At 59.9% G+C, this 23,015-nt stretch carries 18 protein-coding genes; 12 read left to right on the plus strand and 6 right to left on the minus strand.

The genetic code is table 11. From position 1 onward, the window contains the following. Positions 1–45: 45 nt before the first annotated feature. The 9 genes from RGR602_RS09265 (at position 46) to RGR602_RS09305 (ending at position 10,820) form a co-directional block, all read left to right on the plus strand. On the plus strand, positions 46–1,119 hold the full coding sequence (locus RGR602_RS09265; protein ID WP_039844855.1) for a BMP family ABC transporter substrate-binding protein: 1,074 nt from the start codon (positions 46–48) through the stop codon (positions 1,117–1,119). 145 nt (positions 1,120–1,264) lie between these two features. Continuing rightward, positions 1,265–2,227: a galactofuranose ABC transporter, galactofuranose-binding protein YtfQ gene (ytfQ, locus tag RGR602_RS09270; RefSeq protein ID WP_039844856.1), complete on the plus strand. Its 963-nt coding sequence runs from the start codon at positions 1,265–1,267 to the stop codon at positions 2,225–2,227. A gap of 117 nt (positions 2,228–2,344) precedes the next feature. After that, complete coding sequence (ytfR, locus tag RGR602_RS09275; RefSeq protein WP_039844857.1) at positions 2,345–3,868, plus strand: galactofuranose ABC transporter, ATP-binding protein YtfR; 1,524 nt, start codon at positions 2,345–2,347, stop codon at positions 3,866–3,868. Continuing rightward, the gene (locus tag RGR602_RS09280; RefSeq protein WP_039844858.1) at positions 3,865–4,881 is read left to right on the plus strand and encodes an ABC transporter permease; all 1,017 of its coding nucleotides are present in this window, start codon (positions 3,865–3,867) and stop codon (positions 4,879–4,881) included. Before ytfR ends, RGR602_RS09280 begins: the two co-directional genes overlap by 4 nt. After that, positions 4,878–5,846, plus strand: coding sequence for a galactofuranose ABC transporter, permease protein YjfF (gene yjfF, locus RGR602_RS09285; RefSeq protein WP_039844859.1), 969 nt, complete (start codon positions 4,878–4,880; stop codon positions 5,844–5,846). The genes RGR602_RS09280 and yjfF overlap by 4 nt, the downstream gene beginning before the upstream one ends. Positions 5,847–5,857: 11 nt before the next feature. Beyond that, complete coding sequence (locus RGR602_RS09290; RefSeq protein WP_039844860.1) at positions 5,858–6,610, plus strand: FadR/GntR family transcriptional regulator; 753 nt, start codon at positions 5,858–5,860, stop codon at positions 6,608–6,610. A gap of 75 nt (positions 6,611–6,685) precedes the next feature. Beyond that, the gene (gene glmU / locus RGR602_RS09295) at positions 6,686–8,050 is read left to right on the plus strand and encodes a bifunctional UDP-N-acetylglucosamine diphosphorylase/glucosamine-1-phosphate N-acetyltransferase GlmU (RefSeq protein WP_039844861.1); all 1,365 of its coding nucleotides are present in this window, start codon (positions 6,686–6,688) and stop codon (positions 8,048–8,050) included. A gap of 95 nt (positions 8,051–8,145) precedes the next feature. Further along, positions 8,146–9,972, plus strand: coding sequence for a glutamine--fructose-6-phosphate transaminase (isomerizing) (gene glmS / locus RGR602_RS09300; protein ID WP_039844862.1), 1,827 nt, complete (start codon positions 8,146–8,148; stop codon positions 9,970–9,972). 116 nt (positions 9,973–10,088) lie between these two features. Next, a complete protein-coding gene (locus tag RGR602_RS09305; RefSeq protein ID WP_039844863.1) occupies positions 10,089–10,820 on the plus strand; it encodes a DUF502 domain-containing protein in 732 nt (243 codons plus the stop codon). On the opposite strand, the gene recG is transcribed toward RGR602_RS09305, so the two are convergent. Continuing rightward, on the minus strand, positions 10,776–12,881 hold the full coding sequence (gene recG / locus RGR602_RS09310; RefSeq protein ID WP_039844864.1) for an ATP-dependent DNA helicase RecG: 2,106 nt from the start codon (positions 12,879–12,881) through the stop codon (positions 10,776–10,778). The two genes, RGR602_RS09305 and recG, sit on opposite strands and share 45 nt — an antisense overlap. A 91-nt stretch (positions 12,882–12,972) precedes the next feature. On the opposite strand from recG, the gene RGR602_RS09315 reads away from it, so the two are divergent. Further along, entirely contained in the window at positions 12,973–13,290 is a 318-nt protein-coding gene (locus RGR602_RS09315) for an FAD assembly factor SdhE (protein ID WP_039846750.1), read from the plus strand. Beyond that, a complete protein-coding gene (gene mfd, locus RGR602_RS09320; RefSeq protein ID WP_039844865.1) occupies positions 13,287–16,790 on the plus strand; it encodes a transcription-repair coupling factor in 3,504 nt (1,167 codons plus the stop codon). Before RGR602_RS09315 ends, mfd begins: the two co-directional genes overlap by 4 nt. Before the next feature lie 6 nt (positions 16,791–16,796). Here mfd and RGR602_RS09325 read toward each other — a convergent pair whose 3' ends face one another. Both RGR602_RS09325 and RGR602_RS09330 read right to left on the minus strand, forming a co-directional pair. Then, positions 16,797–17,468: a DsbA family oxidoreductase gene (locus tag RGR602_RS09325; RefSeq protein ID WP_039846751.1), complete on the minus strand. Its 672-nt coding sequence runs from the start codon at positions 17,466–17,468 to the stop codon at positions 16,797–16,799. 97 nt (positions 17,469–17,565) lie between these two features. Beyond that, on the minus strand, positions 17,566–19,368 hold the full coding sequence (locus RGR602_RS09330) for an extracellular solute-binding protein (RefSeq protein WP_039846752.1): 1,803 nt from the start codon (positions 19,366–19,368) through the stop codon (positions 17,566–17,568). 271 nt (positions 19,369–19,639) lie between these two features. Between RGR602_RS09330 and RGR602_RS09335 the strand changes: the two genes are divergently transcribed. After that, positions 19,640–20,281, plus strand: coding sequence for an invasion associated locus B family protein (locus RGR602_RS09335; RefSeq protein ID WP_039844866.1), 642 nt, complete (start codon positions 19,640–19,642; stop codon positions 20,279–20,281). Between the two features lie 117 nt (positions 20,282–20,398). On the opposite strand, the gene hspQ is transcribed toward RGR602_RS09335, so the two are convergent. The 3 genes from hspQ to RGR602_RS09350 form a co-directional block, all read right to left on the minus strand. Continuing rightward, positions 20,399–20,728, minus strand: coding sequence for a heat shock protein HspQ (gene hspQ / locus RGR602_RS09340; RefSeq protein ID WP_022715579.1), 330 nt, complete (start codon positions 20,726–20,728; stop codon positions 20,399–20,401). A 150-nt stretch (positions 20,729–20,878) separates the two neighbouring features. Continuing rightward, positions 20,879–22,288, minus strand: a complete 1,410-nt coding sequence (gene glnA / locus RGR602_RS09345; protein ID WP_022715580.1) for a type I glutamate--ammonia ligase — start codon at positions 22,286–22,288, stop codon at positions 20,879–20,881. A gap of 59 nt (positions 22,289–22,347) precedes the next feature. Beyond that, positions 22,348–22,686, minus strand: a complete 339-nt coding sequence (locus tag RGR602_RS09350; RefSeq protein WP_003539626.1) for a P-II family nitrogen regulator — start codon at positions 22,684–22,686, stop codon at positions 22,348–22,350. Positions 22,687–23,015 lie beyond the last annotated feature (329 nt).

Consider the following 23,015-nt stretch of genomic DNA (forward strand, 5'->3'; position numbering starts at 1 on the left):
CACAACAACAGACGGGTTTCAAACTCCCAACCAACAGGGGCTAAAATGAAGAAACTAGCACTCGCACTTGCGGCAACCGCTGCGCTTGTCATCAGCGTCGGCTCGGCCGCACAAGCCGCAGACAAGACCAAGGTCTGCTTCATCTATGTCGGCACCCGCACGGACGGCGGCTGGACGCAAGCCCATGAAAACGGCCGCCTGCAGGTCGAAAAGGAATTCGGCGATAAGGTTGAAACACCTTACCTCGAAAGTGTTCCGGAAGGTCCGGACGCCGAGCGCGCGATCGAGCGCATGGCCCGCTCCGGCTGCTCGCTGATCTTCACCACCTCGTTCGGCTTCATGGATGCCACCGTCAAGGTCGCCCAGAAGTTCCCGAAGGTGAAGTTTGAGCACGCAACGGGCTTCAAGGCAGCGGAAAACGTCGCGACCTACAATTCGCGCTTCTATGAGGGCCGCTACATTCAGGGCCAGATCGCCGCCAAGATGTCGAAGAAGGGCCTCGCCGGCTACATCGCTTCCTTCCCGATTCCGGAAGTGGTGATGGGGATCAACGCATTCGAACTCGGCGCGAAGTCCGTGAATCCCGACTTCAAGCTGAAAGTCGTATGGGCCAATACTTGGTTCGACCCGGGCAAGGAAGCCGACGCCGCCAAGGCACTGATCGACCAGGGCGTCGACATCTTGACACAGCACACCGACACCACGGCGCCGATGCAGGTTGCTGCCGAACGTGGCATAATGGCCTTCGGTCAGGCGTCGGACATGATCAAGGCCGGTCCGAAAACCCAGTTGACGGCAATCGTCGACACATGGGGCGCTTACTATACCAAGCGCACAAAGGCCCTGCTCGACGGCACGTGGAAGTCTGAACAGATCTGGGACGGCCTGAAAGACGGCATCTTGACGATGGCGCCCTACACGAACATGCCGGACGACGTGAAGAAGATGGCCGAAGAAACCGAGGCCAAGATCAAGTCCGGCGAACTGCATCCCTTCACCGGCCCGATCAACAAGCAGGACGGTACGCCCTGGCTGAAGGATGGCGAGAAGGCCGATGATGGCACGCTGCTCGGCATGAACTTCTACATCCAAGGCGTCGACGACAAACTGCCGCAATAATCGCTGCATTTTCGCAGTTGCAAAAGGCGCTCCCTCTCTGAGCGCCTTTTTTTGCGAGCCATCCTAAAATAGTAATTTACAAAAGTAATACTATATGATTTTTTCTCTCCTGCGCCGCGAGGAGCGGCATTTGGGAGAGACAATCATGAAATTGAAAAATGCACTTTTGAGTGCCACGGTTTTGGCTGCCTGCATGTTCGGTTCTGCATCTGCAGCTGAGCTTGTCGTGGGCTTCTCACAGATCGGCTCGGAGTCCGGCTGGCGTGCCGCTGAGACGACGGTGACTAAGCAGGAAGCTGAGAAGCGCGGCGTTGATCTAAAATTTTCCGATGCCCAGCAGAAGCAGGAGAACCAGATCAAGGCGCTGCGCTCCTTCGTTGCACAAGGCGTCAACGCAATTTTCCTCGCTCCCGTCGTCGAAACAGGCTGGGACGATGTCCTCAAGGAAGCCAAGGAAGCCGAAATCCCGGTCATCCTGCTCGACCGTACCATCAAGGCTCCGGATGATCTCTATCTGACGGCTGTGACCTCCGACCAAGTCCATGAAGGCAAGGTTGCGGGCGAGTGGCTCGTCAAGAATGCCGGCGACAAGAAGTGCAACATCGTCGAACTGCAAGGCACCACCGGTTCCTCGCCGGCGATTGCCCGCAAGAAGGGCTTCGAGGAAGCGCTTGCCGGCCACGAGAACTTCAAGATCGTCCGCAGCCAGACCGGCGACTTCACCCGCTCCAAGGGCAAGGAAGTCATGGAAAGCTTCCTGAAGGCTGAAAACGGCGGTAAGGACATCTGCGCGCTTTATGCCCACAACGACGATATGGCCGTCGGCGGCATTCAGGCGATCAAGGAAGCCGGCCTGAAGCCCGGCAAGGATATCCTCGTCGTCTCTATCGACGCCGTTCCGGACATCTTCCAGGCGATGGCGGCAGGCGAAGCCAACGCGACGGTCGAGCTTACGCCGAACATGGCCGGCCCGGCATTCGATGTGCTTGACGCCTATCTGAAGGACAAGAAGGAGCCGCCGAAGTGGATCCAGACGGAATCGAAGCTCTACACGCCGGCTGATGATCCGATGAAGGTCTACGAAGCCAAAAAGGGCCTCGGTTACTAATTGACACTGTTGCCGCACCGGTCCCTCATGGATCGGTGCGGCGCTGCCCGTGCGAGCGGGACATCATGTCCGGCAAGTGCAAGGGCATGCGCGGTCATATCTGGAAAATATCGAGCCATGATTCAAGATTTCGAGAACGTTCTCGTCGCGTCCGGAATATCGAAGTTCTTCCCCGGCGCCGTGGCGTTGGACAAGGTCGATTTCACGCTTCGCAAGGGCGAAGTCCATGCGCTGCTCGGCGAAAACGGAGCCGGCAAATCCACACTCATAAAATGCCTGACCGGCGCCTATCGCCGCGACGAGGGAAGACTTGCGCTCGAGGGCAGCGAGATCGATCCCCCCGATACGCTGGCGGCACAGAGGCTCGGCATCGGGACCGTCTATCAGGAGGTGAACCTCCTGCCGAATCTCAGCGTCGCCGAGAATCTTTTCCTTGGCCGTCAGCCACGTCGTTTCGGCATGGTCGATACGCGCGCGATGAACCGGATGGCGCGCGAGCTGCTGGCGCAATATGGCTTGGACATCGATGTCACGGCACAGCTCGAGCGCTTCTCCGTCGCCGTCCAGCAGGTGATCGCCATTGCCCGTGCAGTCGATCTTTCGGGCAAGGTTCTGATCCTCGACGAGCCGACCGCGAGCCTTGATACGCACGAAGTCGCGATGCTGTTCAATGTCATCAATGACTTGAGGAAGCGTGGATTAGGCATTGTCTTTATTACACACTTTCTTGAACAGGTTTACGAGATCAGCGACCGCATCACAGTGCTTCGCAACGGCAGGCTTGTCGGCACCCGGGAAGTGGCGGAACTGCCGCGGCAGGCGCTGATCCCGATGATGCTCGGCCGCGAACTGGCGCAGACGGAAGAGGCCGCAAAGGAACGCACGGCCGCTGCGGGCAGCGTCAAATATCGCTTCGAGGGCTATGGCAAGCGCGGCAAGGTAAAGCCTTTCGATCTCGATATTCGCGTGGGTGAAGTCGTCGGCATAGCCGGGCTGCTCGGTTCCGGACGTACCGAGACGGCAGAACTTTTTTTCGGCATAGAGCATGCCGACAGCGGCAGGGCGGTGATCGATGGAAAGGTTGTGGCGCTGTCGAGCCCGCGCGCTGCGATCAGGCACGGCTTCGGTTTCTGCCCGGAGGACCGCAAGACCGACGGGATTATCGGCGATCTGTCGATCCGCGAGAATATCGCGCTGGCGCTTCAGGCCCGCCGCGGCTGGGCAAGACCGCTGTCGCGCGGCGAACAGAATGCTCTTGCGGACCAATATATCAAGGCGCTCGATATCCGCACGACCGACCGTGAGAAACCGATCCGGCTGCTTTCGGGCGGCAACCAGCAGAAAGCCATCCTCGCGCGGTGGCTTGCCACCAATCCTGATTTCCTGATCCTCGACGAGCCGACGCGCGGCATCGACGTCGGTGCCCATGCGGAGATCATCCGACTGATCGAGGAGCTTTGTGCAAAGGGCATGTCGCTGATCGTGATCTCATCTGAATTGGAAGAGCTTGTCGCCTATAGTTCACGCGTCGTCGTCCTTCGCGACCGCGAGCACATTGCCGAGCTTGCTGGGGACCGCTTGACGGCATCCCACATCATCGACGCGATTGTCGCGGCCGAACAGAAAACGGAGGATGCATGAGTTCCTCGCTGAAGGCGCTTGCCATACGCCTGGCGCCGCAATTGATTGCGCTGGCCGTCATTCTTTTGTTAAATTTCATCATGTTTCCGCAGTTTTTTAATGTCGTCGTTCAGAATGACCGCCTCTATGGCAGTCTGATCGACGTCCTGAACCGCGGCGCCCCTGTTGCCCTGCTCGCCATCGGCATGACGCTGGTGATCGCCACGAAAGGCATCGATCTTTCGGTCGGCGCTGTCATTGCGATCTGCGGTGCGGTTGCCGCCTCGTCGATCGTCTCCGGCAATTCGCTGGCCTACACGCTGATCACGACGCTCTGCGTCGGGTTGCTTTGCGGCGTTTGGAACGGGTTCTTGGTGGCAATCCTGAATATCCAGCCGATCATCGCCACGCTTGTGCTGATGGTCGCCGGACGCGGCATCGCCCAGCTGATCACCGAAGGCGTGATCATGACTTTTAATGATCCGGGTCTGATATTCTTCGGCAGCGGCTCCTTCGCCTTTTTGCCGATGCCCGTCGTGATCTGGCTGATCGCCGGCGCGTTGGTGATCCTGCTCGTCAGGCGGACCGCACTCGGCATGCTGATCGAATCGGTCGGTATCAATCGCCGTGCCAGCACGCTCTCCGGGGTTCGCACGCCCGTTCTATTGATGGCGGTCTATATGCTTAGCGCGCTCTGTGCGGCGATTGCTGGCATTATCGTGGCCGCCGACATCAAGGGTGCCGATGCCAACAATGCCGGTCTCTGGCTGGAGCTCGATGCGATCCTTGCGGTCGTCGTGGGTGGTAATTCTCTCCTCGGCGGGCGCTTCAGCATTCTCGGCTCGCTGATCGGGGCGATGATCATCCAGGCGGTCAATACCGGCATCCTGCTATCCGGTTTCCCCCCGGAATTCAACCTGATCATCAAGGCCGTGATCGTCCTGATCATTCTCATCATCCAGTCGCCTGCGTTGCAATCCGCCGCAGTCTTCTTCAGCCGCAAGCCGGAAGTCAGAGCGGAGCTGTTGAAATGAACTCGAAATACCTGCCGCTCCTGGCAACCATCGTCATCTTCGTCCTTTCCTATGCGGCCTGCGCGCTGCAGTACCCGAACATGCTCTCGACCCGCGTCGCCGGCAACCTGCTGACCGACAACGCTTTTTTGGGAATTGCTGCGGTCGGCATGACCTTCGTCATCATCTCGGGCGGTATCGACCTTTCAATCGGCTCGGTCATCGCCTTTACCGGCGTGTTCCTTGCCGTCGTGCTGCGGGACACCTCGATTCATCCGCTCGCAGCCTTTGCGTTGGTTCTCGCCATCACCACTGCCTTCGGTGGACTGATGGGCGCGGTAATCCACTATCTGAAGATGCCGGCCTTCATCGTGACGCTTGCCGGCATGTTCCTGGCGCGCGGCATGTCCTACGTGCTTTCGATCGACAGTATCCCCATCGATCACGATTACTATTCGACGCTGACCGGAATTTACTATCGTCTGCCGGGCGGCGGACGACTGACGCTGGTCGGCGGAGTCATGCTGCTGGTTTTCATCGCCGGCGTCTTCATTGCGCACCGCACCCGCTTCGGAGCAAACGTCTACGCGCTCGGCGGCGGCGTCCAGACGGCGGAGTTGATGGGTGTGCCGGTCGGCCCGACGACCATCCGGATCTACGCGCTCTCCGGTTTTTTGGCGGGCCTATCCGGAATCGTTTTTTCGCTCTATACGTCTGCCGGATATTCCCTGGCGGCGGTCGGTGTCGAGCTTGACGCCATCGCGGCGGTGGTCATTGGGGGGACTCTTCTGACCGGGGGGGCAGGATTCGTAGCTGGAACCTTCATCGGTCTCCTGATACAGGGCCTTATTCAGACATACATCACCTTCGACGGGACGCTCTCGAGCTGGTGGACGAAAATCCTGATCGGCCTTTTGCTCTTTGCGTTTATCCTGATGCAAAAGGCCATCCTGTTCTTGTCCAGTTTGAACAAGAGGTACGCCTGACGGAGGACTTGTTGCGCAACCGTTTGCTTGAGACACGAAGGACCGGCCGAAAGACCCGCACGAGCCACGCGCAGGTCGTGGACGAGCTTGGCAAGGCCATCGTCGCCGGAACCTATCCGGTCGGCTCGATTTTGCCTGGAGACGTCGAGCTTGCCCAGCGCTTCAAGGTCTCCCGCACCGTCCTTCGCGAAACGATGAAGACGCTTGCAGCCAAGGGCATGGTTGTTGCCAAGGCCCGCGTCGGCACGCGTGTGACGGAGAAGAACCTCTGGAACATGTTCGACAGCGAGATCATCGCCTGGCACTTCGACCACGGCGTCACCGAAGAATTCCTGCTGCAACTCTACGACATCCGCCTTGCTGTGGAACCCTTTGCCGCGGGCCTTGTGGCAGAACGCGCAAACGCCGATGACATCGCGACGCTGCGTGCATTGGCGCTCGACATGGCTGCGCCAGGCCACACGACGGAGAGCCTTGCGCTCGCCGACCTGAAATTCCATCTCGCCGTCGCCGATGCCTCCCACAACCCATTCATGCGCACGCTCGGAAGTCTGATCGAGGCGGCCCTGGTCGGTATGTTCCGCCTGAGCACGCCGCCATCGCAGAACGGTTTCGCCACCATTGCCGACACGCATATGCGCATTGTCGATACGATCGTCGCCGGCGACGTTGTCGGCGCTCGCAAGGCGATGGAAGATGTTATCGTTGAAGGCCGCAAACATGTGCGTGACGCCTATGCGGCGTTCTCCGAGGTTTCCGCCTGATCCAAATTCATCTTTGTCGCCGGTTCGCCTTGCTGCTATGGCAGAGCTGAACAATGGATTCCCGGAGCCTGCCCCATGGAACGCACCTGCCTTGCCGTCATTCTTGCCGCCGGCGACAGCACACGCATGAAATCCTCGAAATCGAAGGTGCTGCATCCGGTCGCCAACCGGCCGATGATCGCACATGTCGTGGACGCCGTGGCGAAGGCCGGCATTTCGTCGGTTGCTCTCGTCGTCGGGCGTAATGCCGGCGAAGTCTCGAAGGCCGCCAGAATCGGCGGCGTCGAGGTCGAGGCACACTTGCAGAAGGAGCGCCTCGGAACCGGACATGCAGTTCTTGCGGCACGCGAAGCGATCGCCCGCGGCTACGACGATATCCTGGTGACGTATGGCGATGTCCCGTTACAGACCGAGGGGCCGCTGAAGGCGGCGCGCCAGGGACTGGCGGAGGGCAGCGACATCGTCGTCATCGGCTTCCATACGAGCAAGCCCGCGGGCTACGGCCGGTTACTCGTCAAGGACGGCGAATTGATTGCGATCCGCGAGGAGAAGGACGCGACCGATGCGGAGCGCGCCGTCAAATGGTGCAATAGCGGCCTGATGGCGATCAACGGCCGCAAGGCCCTCGATCTCCTTGCGCGCATTGAAAACAGCAACGCCAAAGGCGAATACTATCTCACGGACCTCGTCGAGATTGCCCGCTCGCTCGGCGGCCGGGTAACGGCCGTCGATGCGCCGGAAGTGGAAATGACCGGTTGCAACAACAGGGCAGAACTCGCGGCGATCGAGCGTTTCTGGCAGGAGCGCCGCCGCCACGAATTGATGATCTCCGGCGTGACGATGATCGCCCCCGAAACGGTTTTCCTGTCGCACGACACCGTCATCGGCCAGGATGCGCTGATCGAGCCGAATGTCGTCTTCGGTCCGGGCGCGGTGATCGACGGCGGCGCGGTGATCCATGCTTTCTCCCATATCGAAGGCGCGCATGTCAGCGTCGGTGCGACGGTCGGTCCCTTTGCACGCCTGCGGCCGGGCGCCGATCTCGGCGAGAGATCGAAGGTCGGCAACTTCTGCGAGGTGAAGAACGGGCAGATCGGTGAGGGCGCCAAGGTCAACCACCTGACCTATATTGGCGATGCGGTCATCGGCGCCGGAGCCAATATCGGCGCGGGCACAATCACCTGCAATTATGACGGCGTGAACAAGCACGAGACCCGCATCGGTGCCAACGCCTTCATCGGCTCCAACAGTGCGCTGGTTGCTCCGGTCAGCATTGGCGACGGTGCCTATATTGCGTCGGGCAGCGTCATCACCCACAATGTCCCTGCCGAGGCGCTCGCTTTCGGCCGGGCGCGCCAGGAAATGAAACCGGAGCGCGCCAAGGCGATCCGCGAGCGCGCGCAGGCGATCAAGGCCGCAAAGCAAGCCAAGACTGAGTAACGGCCGGAAATCGAAAGTGACCGGCTGACCGATTGAGAAATAACAGCAAATCGCTAGGACTGACTCGTTATTTTCGAAGCGTTGGGGACATTTTCATGTGCGGTATTGTGGGGATCGTCGGCAGTCAGCCGGTCGCGGAACGTTTGGTTGATGCACTGAAGCGGCTCGAATATCGAGGTTACGATTCGGCGGGTGTCGCGACGATCCACGAGGGCGTGATGAGCCGTCGCCGCGCCGAGGGCAAACTCTTCAATCTCGAGAAGTGCCTCGACGTCGAGCCGCTGCCCGGTACGACCGGCATTGCCCATACGCGCTGGGCAACGCACGGCGTTCCGAACGAGACCAATGCGCACCCGCATTTCGTCGAGGGCGTGGCGGTCGTCCACAACGGCATCATCGAAAACTTCTCGGACCTGCGTGACGAGCTCAACGCTGAAGGTGCCGTATTCGAAAGCCAGACCGACACCGAAGTCGTCGCCCACTTGATGGCGAAATACCTGCGCGAAGGGCTTGAGCCCCGCGCTGCCATGCTGAGGATGCTGAACCGCGTGACGGGCGCCTATGCGCTCGTCGTCATGCTGCAGAGCGATCCTGGCACGTTGCTGGCAGCGCGCTCCGGCCCGCCGCTTGCTATCGGCTTCGGCAATGACGAAATGTTCTTGGGCTCGGATGCAATCGCTCTATCGCCCTTCACCAACGAAATCACCTATCTCGTCGACGGCGACTGCGCGGTCATCACCCGCGACGGTGCGGCCATCGTCGACTTCTCCGGCAACCCGTTAAATCGCCCGCGGCAGATATCGCAGGCGACGGCCTATGTCGTCGACAAGGGTAACCATCGTCACTTCATGGAGAAGGAGATCTATGAGCAGCCGGAGGTCATCTCCCACGCGCTCAGCCACTACATGAATTTTGCCGAGAACACGATTGGTGCGAATGCGTCGGAGATTGATTTCAAGACAGTCAGCGGCCTCGCAATCTCGGCCTGCGGCACCGCCTATCTCGCCGGTCTGATCGGCAAATACTGGTTCGAGCGCTATGCCCGTCTGCCGGTCGAGATCGATGTCGCCTCGGAATTCCGATATCGCGAAATGCCGCTGCAGCCGTCACAGGCGGCACTCTTCATCTCGCAGTCCGGCGAAACCGCAGACACGCTGGCCTCGCTCCGCTACTGCAAGGACAACGGCCTAAAGATCGGCGCCGTGGTCAATGTGCAGGAGTCGACGATCGCGCGCGAATCCGATGCCGTCTTCCCGATCATGGCCGGTCCTGAGATCGGAGTTGCTTCGACGAAGGCCTTCACCTGCCAGCTGGCCGTCCTCGCGTCTCTGGCGATTGGGGCCGGCAAGGCGCGCGGCACCGTCAGCGCCGATGAGGAAAAGGGGCTCGTCCGGCAACTCGCGGAAATGCCGCGCATCATGAGCCGTGTGCTGAACCTCGTCCAGCCGCAGATGGAAAGTCTCTCACGCGAACTCTCCAAGTGCCGCGACGTGCTTTATCTCGGCCGCGGCACCAGCTTCCCGCTGGCGATGGAAGGTGCGCTGAAGCTCAAGGAAATTTCCTATATCCATGCGGAAGGGTATGCGGCGGGGGAATTGAAGCACGGGCCGATCGCGCTGATCGACGAGAACATGCCAGTCATCGTGATCGCGCCTTACGACCGGTTCTTTGAAAAGACCGTTTCGAACATGCAGGAAGTCGCAGCCCGCGGCGGCCGGATCATATTCATCACCGACGAAGCAGGCGCTGCTGCCTCCAAGCTGCCGACAATGGCGACGATCGCGCTTCCGAACGTTCCTGAGATCATCGCGCCGATGATCTTCTCGCTGCCGATCCAACTGCTCGCCTACCACACCGCCGTCTTCATGGGCACGGATGTCGACCAGCCACGAAACCTTGCAAAATCGGTCACGGTGGAGTGAATCGGAAAGCCGCCGGAAGGCTTGTGAAAGGGGCCGAATTCTGGCAGCTTCGTTCCAGGTGCGGGGGAGCGCCTGATCACGTCAGCCGGTAGATTCAAGGGAGTTCATCGCGAGCGATGACGCACAAACTGCCCCGATTGCCGATAGCGACCCGCATGAGAAACAACTTCCTTGCGGGCCTTATCATCTGTGCTCCGATTGCGATCACGCTGTGGCTCACGTGGTCCGTCGTACGGTGGGCTGACAGCTGGGTGAAGCCTTACATTCCCGCGCGTTACGATCCGGAGGGCTACCTGAATTTCGCCGTACCCGGCTCCGGCCTGGTGATCGCGATGATCTTCATCACCATCATCGGTTTTCTCGGCAAGAACCTCATCGGCCAGACCATTGTCCAGTTCGGTGAGTCGGTGGTACGCCGCGTGCCGCTGGTGCGCAGCATCTACAAGAGCGTGAAGCAGATATTCGAGACGGTGCTGGAGGAACGCAGCAATTCCTTCAAGAAGGTGGGCCTCATCGAGTATCCGAGCCCCGGCCTCTGGGCGCTGGTGTTCATCGCAACCGATGCAAAGGGCGAGATCGCTTCGAAGTTCAACGCGATGGGCCAGGACATGGTGAGTGTGTTCCTGCCGCCGACGCCAATTCCGACCGCGGGATTTCTGATCTTCGTGCCGCGCGAAAAGATCGTCATGCTCGACATGAGCGCGGAAGACGGCGCCAAGCTGCTCGTCTCCGGCGGCCTCGTGGCGCCAGACTTTCCTGCCAAGCCGTCCAAGGAACCGGCGGTTCCGGGAAAACCGAGACTGCTAGCCCGCGCGAAGAAAGCGGATCGCTTCGTCGCGCCGGAATAGATAGAGCAGGGTGCGGAACGCCGAACCGCGTTCGCTCGTGAGTTCCGGGTCGCGCTCGATCAGATAGGCGGCATCTCTTCGGGCGATCTCCAGAAGGTCGGCGTGCGCTTCGAGGCTCGCGATCCGGAAGCCGGGCGTGCCGGATTGGCGGGTGCCGAGCAGTTCGCCTTCTCCGCGCAGTTTCAAGTCTTCTTCGGCAATCCGGAAGCCATCCTCCGTCTCCCGCATGATCGAAAGCCGCGCATGGCCGGTTTCGCCGAGCGGGCCCTTGTAGAGCAGGATGCAGGTCGAAGATTCGTCCCCACGGCCGACGCGACCGCGAAGCTGATGGAGCTGTGCGAGACCGAAGCGTTCGGCATGCTCGATCACCATGATCGTCGCATCCGGCACGTCGACGCCCACTTCGACGACGGTCGTTGCCACCAACAGTCTCAGTTCGCCGTTCTTGAACGCCACCATGACGGCATCTTTCTCCGGTCCGCTCATGCGGCCGTGGATGAGGCCGATGCCCGTTCCAAGCGTTGAGACCAGCGTCGCATGCCGCTCTTCGGCGGACATGAGGTCGAGCTCTTCGGATTCCTCGACCAGCGGGCAGATCCAATAGGCCTTCTTGCCTTCGGCAAGCGCGCTTTGCAGCCGCTCTATGATTTCCCCGGTCCGTTCACTCGGTATCGTGATCGTCTGGATCGGCTTGCGGCCGGCAGGTTTCTCGGTGAGTTTCGAGACATCCATGTCGCCGAAGGCGGCGAGCACCAGCGTGCGTGGAATGGGTGTTGCCGTCATCACCAGCATGTGCGGCGAGATCCCCTTCGCCGTCAGCCGCAGCCGCTGGTGTACGCCGAAGCGATGCTGCTCGTCGACGACTGCCAGCATCAGGTTCTTGTAGTTGACGCTCTCCTGGAAAAGCGCATGCGTGCCGATGATGACCTGGGCCTCGCCGGAAGCGATGCGTCCCAGGATATCGTCGCGCTCACGTCCCTTGGTGCGACCCGTCAGCACCTCAATACCGAGACTGGCAGAAGCGGCGAATTTGGAGATCGTCGCGTAGTGCTGACGCGCGAGAATCTCGGTGGGAGCCATCAGAACGGACTGTCCGCCGCACTCGATCACCGCGGCCATGGCCATCAGCGCCACCAGTGTCTTGCCGGAGCCGACATCGCCCTGCAGCAGTCGCAGCATGCGGTCTTCGCCAGCCATGTCCTTCAGGACGTCGGCGATTGCCTCTGTTTGGCTGCGCGTGGGCGAAAAGGGCAGCGCCTGCAGGATCTTGCCGCTGATTTTGCCGGTGGCATGGACCGGCTGCCCGGGGACCTTGCGAAGACGCTGGCGTACCAACGCGAGCGACAACTGTCCGGCAAGGAATTCGTCATAGGCGAGCCTTCGGCGGGCGGGGGCTTGCGGATCGACGTCTGTTGGATCGCGCGGTTCATGCAGCATATGGAAGCTGTCGGCGATCGAAGGCAGCCCCTGTGCCTGCGCCAGCGAAAGATCGATCCATTCCGGCAGTTCCGGCACGCGCAGCACCGCCGCCTCGATGATCTTGTGCAGCGTTTTCGGTGAGAGCCCGGCGGTCAGCGGGTACACGGGCTCGACGAGCGGCAGGCTCTCCGTGTCGCCTGCCTTTACGATGTAGTCCGGATGGACCATCGTTGCCCGGCCGTTGAACCAGTCGATCTTGCCGCTGACGGTGACCTCCTCGTCGATCGGAAGCTGCTTTTCCAGCCATCCCGCCTGTCCGCGGAAGAAGACAAGGCTGAGTTCGCCCGTCTCGTCGTGCAGGAAGACGCGGTAGGGAATATTGCTTTTGCCCCGCGGCGGGGGCTGGTGGCGGTCGACTCGCGCCGTGATGGTCACGATCGCACCTTGCGGCGCGCGTGCAATTCCCGGCTGGTTGCGCCGATCAATCAGCGAATGCGGAGCATGGAAGAGCAGGTCGATGATCCGCGTATCGTCCGGTGTCTCGCGTCCAAGCAGCTTCACCAGCAGCTCGGCAATTTTCGGGCCGACGCCCGAAAGAGCCGAAACGGGGGAAAACAACGGATCGAGGATGGTGGGGCGCATGCTGCAAAATGCGATGAAGAATAGGGCATTGGCAAGGCTGACAAGCCGCTTTCGAGGGGCTATAGAGGCGCATCAACAGGAAGGTGATGCCATGACAGGTGTGACACTCTCGAGTGCCGGTCTCGACCCGCGCCGCCGCCGCATATTGTTCCGCTGTTGGCATCGCGGGCTGCGCGAGATGGATCTGGTGTTCGGCCAGTTCGCCGAAGCCGAGGTGGCGACGCTGTCCGAAGCAGAGCTCGACGAGCTCGAAACCATTATGGGCGAGGAAGATAACGACCTTCTGCGCTGGGTTATGGGCACATGGCCTGTGCCGGAGCGCTTTCAAACGCCGATGTTCCAACGCCTCGCAGCCTTCAAGCCGGATTTCGAATATCCGACCGACACCGCATCCAGGAAGCCGGAATGATCCCAGGAATTGATGCAAGCAAGCTCGCAGCCGCCGCCGAGCCGCTGACGATTGGCAATGTGCCGTCCGGCCTGGAACCGCTCCTGCTCGCCGAATTGGCACGCGCTGGCGGACCGGTCGCCTACGTGCTTTCCGACGGGCAGCGCATGGCCGACCTGGAGCAAATGCTCGGCTTTGTCGCGCCCGACATTCCGGTTCTTACGCTGCCCGCCTGGGACTGCCTGCCCTACGACCGCGTTTCTCCCAGCGCCGATACCTCGGCCCGCCGCCTGACGGCACTGAGCGGTCTGATCGCCCATCGCAAGAAGCCACATGCGGCAATCGTGCTCGTTACCGTCAACGCAATGCTGCAGAAGGTGGCGCCGCAAGATGTGATCGAGAGTCTGGCATTCTCGGCGCGCCCCGGCAACCAGGTCCGCATGGACGACCTCGCCGGCCGTCTGGAGCGCAACGGCTTCGATCGGGTCGCGACGGTGCGCGAGGTCGGCGAATATGCGGTGCGCGGCGGCATCCTCGACGTTTTCGTTCCGGGCTCCGAAGAGCCGGTCCGTCTCGATTTCTTTGGAGATACGCTGGAGAGTATCCGCAGCTTCGACCCGGCAAGCCAACGCACAACCGGGCAGGTGCGTTCTCTTAATCTCAACCCGATGAGCGAAGTGACGCTGACGCCGGATACAATCAGCCGCTTCCGCAAGAATTATCTCTCGGCCTTTGGCGCCGCGACCCGCGACGACGCGCTTTATCTTGCGGTTTCCGAAGGGCGCCGCTATCCCGGCATGGAGCACTGGCTGCCGCTCTTCTACGAGAAGCTGGAGACTGTCTTCGATTACCTGAAGGGTTTTCGGATGGTCACGGACCATACCGTGCGTGAGGCCGCCGAGGAGCGCTCGAAGCTGGTTCTCGATTACTTCGATGCCCGCCTGAACTCAGCCCAGCAGGTCAAGGGCCAGATGGCGCAGGGAACACCCTATAAGCCTGTGACGCCCGGTCAACTTTATCTCGACAGCGAAATCTTTTCGAAGACTCTGGATGCGTTCAATAGCATGCGGATTTCGCCCTTCAACGAGCACGAGGGCGAGGCAAGGCGCGTCGTCAACATCGGTGCGCGCCAGGGCGAGCGCTGGGCGCGGGCGAATGCCGAAGGCGGCAATGCCGAGCGCGTCAACATCTTCGATGTTGTCGTCAAGCATATCGCCGAAAGGCGGGCAGGCGGCGCGAAAGTTCTCATCACCGCCTGGACGGAAGGTTCGCTTGAACGCCTGTTGCAGGTGCTGAACGAGCATGGCCTGGAACGCGTCAAGCCGGTCGAAGCGTTGAAGGCCGTCGATTCGCTGGACAGGGGCGAGGCAGCGGCAGCCGTGCTCAGCCTCGAGTCGGGCTTCGAGATAGGGAATCTCATCGTCATCGGCGAGCAGGACATTCTCGGCGACCGCATGGTTCGCCGCACCAAGCGCCGCAAGCGCGCTGCCGACTTCATTTCGGAGGTTGCGGGTCTCGACGAAGGTTCGATCGTCGTCCACGCCGAACATGGCATCGGCCGTTTCGTCGGCCTGAAGGCAATCGAGGCGGCCGGCGCCCCGCACGCCTGTCTAGAGCTGCAATATGCCGATGACGCCAAGCTCTTCCTGCCGGTCGAAAACATCGATCTCCTGTCACGTTATGGCGGTGAGGGAACCGAAGCCCAGCTGGACAGACTCGGCGGCGGCGCATGGCAAATGCGCAAGGCGAAACTCAAGAAACGCCTGCTCGACATGGCGGACGCGCTGATCCGAATTGCGGCCGAGCGTTTGACCCGCCACGCGCCGGCGCTGACGACACAGGAAGGGCTTTACGACGAGTTTGCGGCCCGCTTCCCCTACGATGAGACAGAAGATCAGGATAATGCCATCGAGGCCGTGCGCGGCGACCTTGCCGCTGGGCGCCCGATGGATCGCCTCGTCTGTGGCGACGTCGGGTTCGGCAAGACGGAAGTTGCGCTGCGCGCCGCCTTCATCGCGGCGATGAACGGTATTCAGGTCGCTGTGGTCGTACCGACAACGCTGCTTGCGCGGCAGCATTTCAAAACCTTCATCGAGCGCTTCCGTGGGCTGCCGGTGCGTATCCAGCAGGCCTCGCGCCTTGTCGGTGCGAAGGAACTCGCTCTTACGAAGAAGGAGGTGGCCGAGGGCAAGACCGATATCGTCGTCGGAACGCACGCGCTGCTCGGCGCCGGCATCAAATTCGCCAATCTCGGCCTCCTCATCATCGATGAGGAGCAGCATTTCGGCGTGAAGCACAAGGAACGCTTGAAGGAGCTGAAGAGCGACGTCCACGTGCTGACCCTTTCGGCAACGCCGATCCCGCGCACGCTGCAGCTGGCGATGACCGGCGTTCGCGAGCTGTCGCTGATCACGACACCGCCGATCGACCGCATGGCGGTGCGCACCTTCATTTCGCCCTTCGACAGCCTCGTCATCCGCGAGACGCTGATGCGCGAGCATTATCGCGGCGGCCAGAGCTTCTACGTCTGTCCGCGCTTGGCGGACCTCGAGGACGTGCATGCCTTCCTGCGGTCGGATGTTCCCGAGCTGAAGGTTGCTGTCGCCCATGGTCAGATGCCGGCGGGCGAACTCGAAGACGTCATGAATGCCTTTTACGAGGGCCGTTACGACGTGCTGCTTTCGACGACCATCGTCGAATCCGGCCTCGATGTTCCGACAGCCAACACGCTCATCGTCCACCGCGCCGACATGTTCGGTCTGGCGCAACTCTACCAACTCCGCGGCCGCGTCGGCCGCTCGAAGGTCCGCGCCTTTGCGCTCTTCACGCTGCCGGTCAACAAGGTGCTGACGGCGACCGCCGAGCGTCGCCTCAAGGTGCTGCAGTCGCTGGATACGCTCGGCGCCGGCTTCCAGCTCGCCAGCCACGACCTCGATATCCGCGGGGCGGGTAACCTTCTGGGTGAGGAGCAGTCGGGCCACATCAAGGAAGTTGGCTTCGAACTTTACCAGCAGATGCTGGAAGAGGCGGTCGCTGAGGTGAAGGGTGTGGACGAAATTCAGGACACCGGCTGGTCGCCGCAGATTTCGGTCGGGACGCCGGTGATGATCCCGGACGGATACGTGCCGGACCTGCATCTGCGCATGGCGCTCTATCGTCGCCTCGGCGAGATCACTGAGCTCAAGGAGATCGATGCCTTCGGCGCCGAAATGATCGACCGCTTCGGTCCGATGCCGATCGAGGTGCAGCATCTTTTGAAGATCGTCTACATCAAATCGCTTTGCCGCATCGCCAATGTCGAAAAGCTGGACGCCGGCCCGAAGGGTGTGGTCGTCCAATTCCGCAACAAGGAATTCCCGAACCCGGCAAACCTGGTCGGGTATATCGCCAAGCAGGGCACGATGGCGAAGATCCGTCCGGACCACAGCGTGTTTTTGACCCGCGACCTGCCGACGCCGGAAAAGCGGTTGCAGGGCGCGGCCGTCGTCATGACGCAGCTGGCCGAAATGGCAAAGCCGTAGGGCCGGTCAGTTCAACCCGATGCGTGCTTCCGCCTTCGCCTTGGCGATGTCGCGAAGCGCGCCTGCCAGCACGTCCGGCGTCTGAGCGCCGCTGACAGCGTATTGCTGGTCGAAGATGAAGAAGGGGACGCCGTTGACACCCATCTTTTGGGCCGCCTCGATCTCGGCAATCACCAGGTCGCGGTCGGCATCCGAAGCAAGCAGGGAGGCGATGACAGCGCGGTCGAGCCCCACTTGCTCGGCGATGTCGAGCAACACGGCGTGGTCTCCAACATTGCTGCCTTCCTCGAAATTCGCCTTGAAGAGTGCGTTGACGACGCGGTCCTGCTTCTCGCGGTCCTCCACCATCGCCCAATGGATCAGGCGGTGCGCATCGAGTGTATTCGGCCCGATCTCAATCGCTTCGAAGTCGAAATTGATGCCGACCTCCCGGCCGAAGTCGGTCAGCATCTTGTGGGCCTGCGCGACGCGTTCAGCGCCGCCGAGCTTCTGCTCCAGCGCTTCCTTCTGATCGACGCCTTCAGGCGGATAGTCGGGGTTGAGGCGGTAGGGCCTCCAGTTGATGTCGACGCCCACTTCGTCCTGCACTTCCGCGATAGCAAGCTCAAGGCGCGCCTTGCCGAGATAGCACCAGGGGCAGACGACATCCGATACGACGTCGATGGTGATGCGTTGCATGGTGGTTCCTTTCATCGGTCCGAGGCTTTCCACGCCATCTATGCCCCGACGCGTCCGACTTCAACCAGGCAGGAAAAAGGAACCGGCTCAGGCACGCTTATTGCACGCTCTGATCCCACCAGGCCGGAAGCTGGTAGCCGTAAAGCGGCACAGCGTCCGGACGGCCGAGCCGCTTGTTGCGTGCGACCCATTGCTGGTCGATATGGTAGAGAGGCAATACATAATGGCCGGAAAGCAGCAATCGGTCATACGACCTGACGGCGGCGGTGAAATCGTCGTCGGAGCGCGCGGTAAGAATATGTTTAATCGACGCATCGACATTTGGGTCGGCAACGCCCGCGAAACTTGAACTGCCCTCGCGGTCGCGCGCAGCCGATGACCAATAGGAAAGCTGCTCGTTGCCGGGCGAGAGCGACGACACATAAGATTTTAGGATAACATCATAGTCGAAACTATTGGTCCGGCTCTGATATTGGGAATCGTCCACTGTGCGGACCGAAGCGGCAATGCCCAGGGTTTGGAGCGAACGCTGAAAGGCAATCGCAAGTTTCTCCTGATCGGCATTCTGCGTCATGATCTCGAAGGCAAGCGGCTTGCCGCTGGCATCCGCCATCTTGCCGCCCTGGATCGAATAGCCGCCTTCCTTCAGCACCTGCACTGCCTTTTTCAGCACGTTGCGGTCGCGTCCGGAAGCATCGGTCACAGGCAGCTTGTAGGTGCCGTCGAGGATAGCAGGGTCGATCTTGTCTTTGATGGGGCCAAGCATGTCGAGTTCGCGGGCGTCAGCCGGAACGCCGAAGCTCGAAAGCTTCGAATTCTGCCAGAAGCTCTGCGTACGCTTGTAGGCACCGGAATAGAGTGTCTTGTTCGCCCATTCGAAATCGAAGACCAGCGAGAGTCCCTCCCGAACCTTCATGTTTGCGAATAGCGGCCGTCGCGTGTTGAAGACAAAGCCGAACATGCCGCTCGGCAGCTTCGACTGGAATGTATCCTTGATCACGACACCGGAAGAAACTGCCGGAAAATTATAGGCCGTCGCCCAGTGGCCGGGGCTGCCGTCGGGATAGACGTCGATATCGCCCTTCTTGAAGGCCTCGAAGAGCGTCGTGTCCTGAAGAAAATACTGAACGGTGATCTGGTCGTAATTGTCCATGCCGACCTTGGAGGGGATATCCTTGCCCCAATAGTTCGGGTCGCGCTCATAGGTGATACTCTCGCCGGGCTTCACCGTCTTGATCTTGTAAGGGCCGGACCCGAGCGGCGGCAAGAGAGACGTCCGGTCGAAGGTTTCGGGATCGATGGCGTGCTTGGGCAGGACCGGAAAAAGCCCAAAGATCATCGGCGTTTCGCGGTCTGCCTTGTCGTTGAAGGTGAAGCGCACGCTGCGCTCGCCGACCTTCTCCATCTTGGAGACAAGGCTGAGACGGTTCGCGAAGGGCACGCGTCCTTTGTCGCGCAGCAACTCGAAGGAGAACATGACGTCGTCGGCCGTCACCGGCTGACCGTCGGACCACTTGGCTTTCGGATTGAGATTGAACTGGATGAACGTGCGGTCCTCGTCCCATTCGACGGTTTCAGCAAGGAGCCCATAGAGAGTGAAAGGTTCGTCCCGGGAGCGCAGCAGCAACGATTCGTAGACGAGATTGCCATAGTCCGGATCCCACATGCCGCGCGCTGTCGTCCGCATGCTTTTCAGGATGAAAGGGTTGAGATTATCGAAGGTCCCGACGACGCCGTAGGTGATCTTGCCGCCTTTTTTCACGTCCGGATTGACGTAGGAAAAATGCTTGTAATCCGGGGGCAGGGCGGGTTCTCCGTGCATGGCGATACCATGCAGCGGGCTGGCAGCAACGGCGCCGCAAAGCAGCGTAAAGGCAAGAGGGAAAATAACCCGGAGCATGTTCAAATCCTTTCCGGCAAAAGGCACGATTCGGCCAAAGACTATCATGCACGGCAGGAAATCGAACATTCACACGCCGAAATCTTTGGGCCCATCCAGAAATTGCCAAAGAAATACTGGATATCTGGATCACCTCAATGTAACAGGTGGTCCCGGGTTTTGGGGGACATGCATTTGCCTTAATGTTCTTAGAGGTGGAATGCCGAATGACCCCGGTTGGAGAGGACGGCAGATCGCGGTCCCGAATGGGTATCAGGAGACAGAATCCGTTATGATGTTCAAGTCTGATAAGAAATTGCGGGCAGCTCTGTCCGTTCTGGCAGTAGCTTTCGGCGCCGCTTCGGCCCCGGTATCCTCCTTCGCGCAGGATGCACCCGCACAGGCTGCCGGAGCGCCGCGGCTTGGCTGGTACAAGACCTGCAGCAAGCAGGAAGACAACGATATCTGCGTCGTCCAGAACCTGATCCTCGCCAACGGCGGCCAGCTCGTCACAGCTGTCGGCCTTATCAGTATCTCCGGCAAGGTCAACCGCAAGATTCTGCAGGTATCCGTACCGACCGCTCGCCTGATCCCGCCGGGCATCATGATGCAGGTCGATAACAACAAGGGGCAGAAGCTCGATTACGCCGTCTGCCTGCCGGACAAGTGCACCGCCGAAATCCCGCTGACAGATGCGATGATCGCCGGCCTCAAGAAGGGCAGCGACGTGATCTTCACGTCGATCAACTTCCGCCGCGCGCCGAACCCGATCAAGATTTCGCTCGAAGGCTTTACCGGCGCCTATGATGGCGAAGCCGTTTCACCGAACAAGCTTGCCGAAAGCCAGAAGAGCCTGCAGGACAGCATGCAGAAGAAGGCTGAAGAAGCTCGCAAGAAGCTCGAGGACGCGCAGAACGCAGCTAAGGCGCAGTAATCCTGCTAGGTGGCGAGAGAAATGAACAAGGACCCGGCCGCCGCGCCGGGTTTTTGTTGTTTCGGCAAACAAAAACCCCGCCGGAGCGGGGTTTAAAATCCTAACCGATTGCGCGTCTTAGTGGGCGAAGCTCATCTTGGGTTTGAGCTGGCCAGACGGCGCTTGATCGAAAATCTGGTAAACCTGCTGATTGCGAAGCGGAATGCCGCTTTCGTCATTCACCAGGTTCTGCTCGGAGACGTAAGCGACATATTCGTTTTCGTCATTTTCTGCGAGCAGGTGGTAGAAGGGCTGGTCCTTGTCAGGGCGGACGTCGGGAGGGATCGAATTCCACCATTCTTCCGTATTCGCAAATTCCGGATCGACATCGAAGATGACGCCGCGAAACGGAAAAACTTTGTGCCGGACCACTTCACCGATACTGAACTTTGCTACTCTTTCTTTCATGGTACGACTTCCTTTCATCACCTGATCTGGTGATTGGGCCCGCTCAAATCAAGATTTTTGCGGGTCTTCGTCACATGAGTGTCATGTCGCCATCAGCCTCAGTGACAAGGAAGGAAGGCCCCGGCGGAACCGGAGCCTTCCGCTGAGCGATCAAGCCGAATAGTACATATCGTATTCGACCGGATGCGGGGTCATCTCGAAGCGCATCACCTCTGCCATCTTCAGCTCGATGAAGGCGTCGATCTGATCGTCGTCGAAGACGCCGCCGGCCGTCAGGAACTTGCGGTCCTTGTCGAGGCTTTCGAGGGCCTCACGCAGCGATCCGCAAACCGTCGGGATCTTCTTCAGTTCCTTCGGCGGCAGATCGTACAGATCCTTGTCCATGGCCTTGCCGGGATGGATCTTGTTTTTGATGCCGTCGAGACCGGCCATCAACATGGCGGCGAAAGCGAGATATGGGTTGGCGGTCGGATCGGGGAAGCGGACCTCGACGCGCTTAGCCTTCGGGTTGGAGCCGAACGGAATGCGGCAGGAGGCCGAGCGGTTGCGGGCCGAATAGGCAAGGAGCACCGGTGCTTCGTAGCCCGGAACGAGACGCTTGTAGGAATTGGTCGACGGATTGGTGAAGGCATTGATTGCCTTGGCATGCTTGATGATGCCACCGATATAATAGAGGCAGGTTTCGGAAAGGCCGGCATATTCATCACCGGCAAAGGTCGGCTTGCCGCCCTTCCAGATCGACTGGTGAACGTGCATGCCCGAGCCATTGTCGCCGAAGATCGGCTTCGGCATGAAGGTTGCCGTCTTGCCGTAGGCGTTGGCGACCTGGTGCACGACGTATTTGTAGATCTGCATCTTGTCGGCGTTGCGGACGAGCGTGTCGAACTTGATGCCCAGTTCGTGCTGGGCAGCGGCCACTTCATGGTGGTGCTTCTCGACGACGACGCCCATTTCGGCAAGCACCGTCAGCATTTCCGAGCGCATGTCCTGGGCGCTGTCGACCGGCGGAACCGGGAAGTAACCACCCTTGACGCGCGGACGGTGACCGAGATTGCCGGTCTCGTAGTCGGTGTCGTCGTTCGACGGCAGTTCGCTGCTATCGAGCTTGAAGCCGGTATTGTAGGGATCGGCTTTGTATTTCACATCGTCGAAGACAAAGAATTCAGCTTCCGGACCCACGAAGATCGTGTCGCCGATGCCGGATGCCTTGAGGTAGGCCTCAGCCTTCTTTGCCGTGCCGCGCGGATCGCGGTTATATGCTTCGCCCGAAACCGGGTCGAGAATATCGCAGACAATGACCATGGTGGATTGGGCGAAGAACGGGTCCATGTGAACCGTTTCAGTGTCCGGCATCAACACCATGTCGGACTCGTTGATGGCCTTCCAGCCGCCGATCGAGGAACCGTCGAACATGACGCCGTCCGCGAACATATCCTCATCGACGCAGGAAACGTCCATCGTGACATGCTGCAGTTTGCCCTTGGGGTCGGTAAAACGCAGATCGACGAACTTCACGTCGTTTTCTTTGATCTGCTTAAGAATTTCGTTCGCGGTCGCCATGAAATCTCCCTTTCATTTGCAATGACGATGAGTAAATTCGCCGCGTCGGGCGAGCCGCCTTAAATAGCGTCGATGCCGGTCTCGCCGGTACGGATTCGAATGACTTCTTCGACGTTGGATACGAAGATCTTCCCGTCTCCAATTCGGCCGGTCTGCGCGGCCTTGCGGATCGCGTCGATGACGGCTTCCGCGTTCTCGTCGGCGAGCACGACCTCGACCTTCACCTTGGGCAGAAAGTCGACGACATATTCAGCACCGCGGTAAAGTTCCGTATGGCCTTTCTGGCGACCGAAGCCCTTTGCTTCCGTGACAGTGATGCCCTGCAGGCCGACTTCCTGAAGGGCTTCCTTCACCTCGTCCAGCTTGAAAGGCTTAATGATCGCTTCGATCTTTTTCATGAGAAAATGACTCTCCGCTTCTCCCGTTAAAGCGGGCAAATTGCCGCTCGCGAAACATGATGCAGGTATCGTGCCAGTTCGCAACGCCGGAGAGCGAAAAAATATGTCAATTCCCCCCGAATTCGCGGCTTCGCGGCGCTTTTTGAGGCGTTTTTTCCAGCAAAAGCGGTTGGGATTGCCATCGGAAATTCAAAAATTGCACAAAACTAGTAAAAATGCGGGGTGGCTCTTAATGCATCGGTCGCGCGTCAGATGCCCTAAGAATAGGCAAATGACTTAAAAATAAGCTGCGGAAGAGATTGTAAATCAGGTTGTTTTTTAGGCGTTTT

This window comes from Rhizobium gallicum bv. gallicum R602sp (genome assembly GCF_000816845.1).
Taxonomy (GTDB): Bacteria; Pseudomonadota; Alphaproteobacteria; order Rhizobiales; family Rhizobiaceae; genus Rhizobium; species Rhizobium gallicum.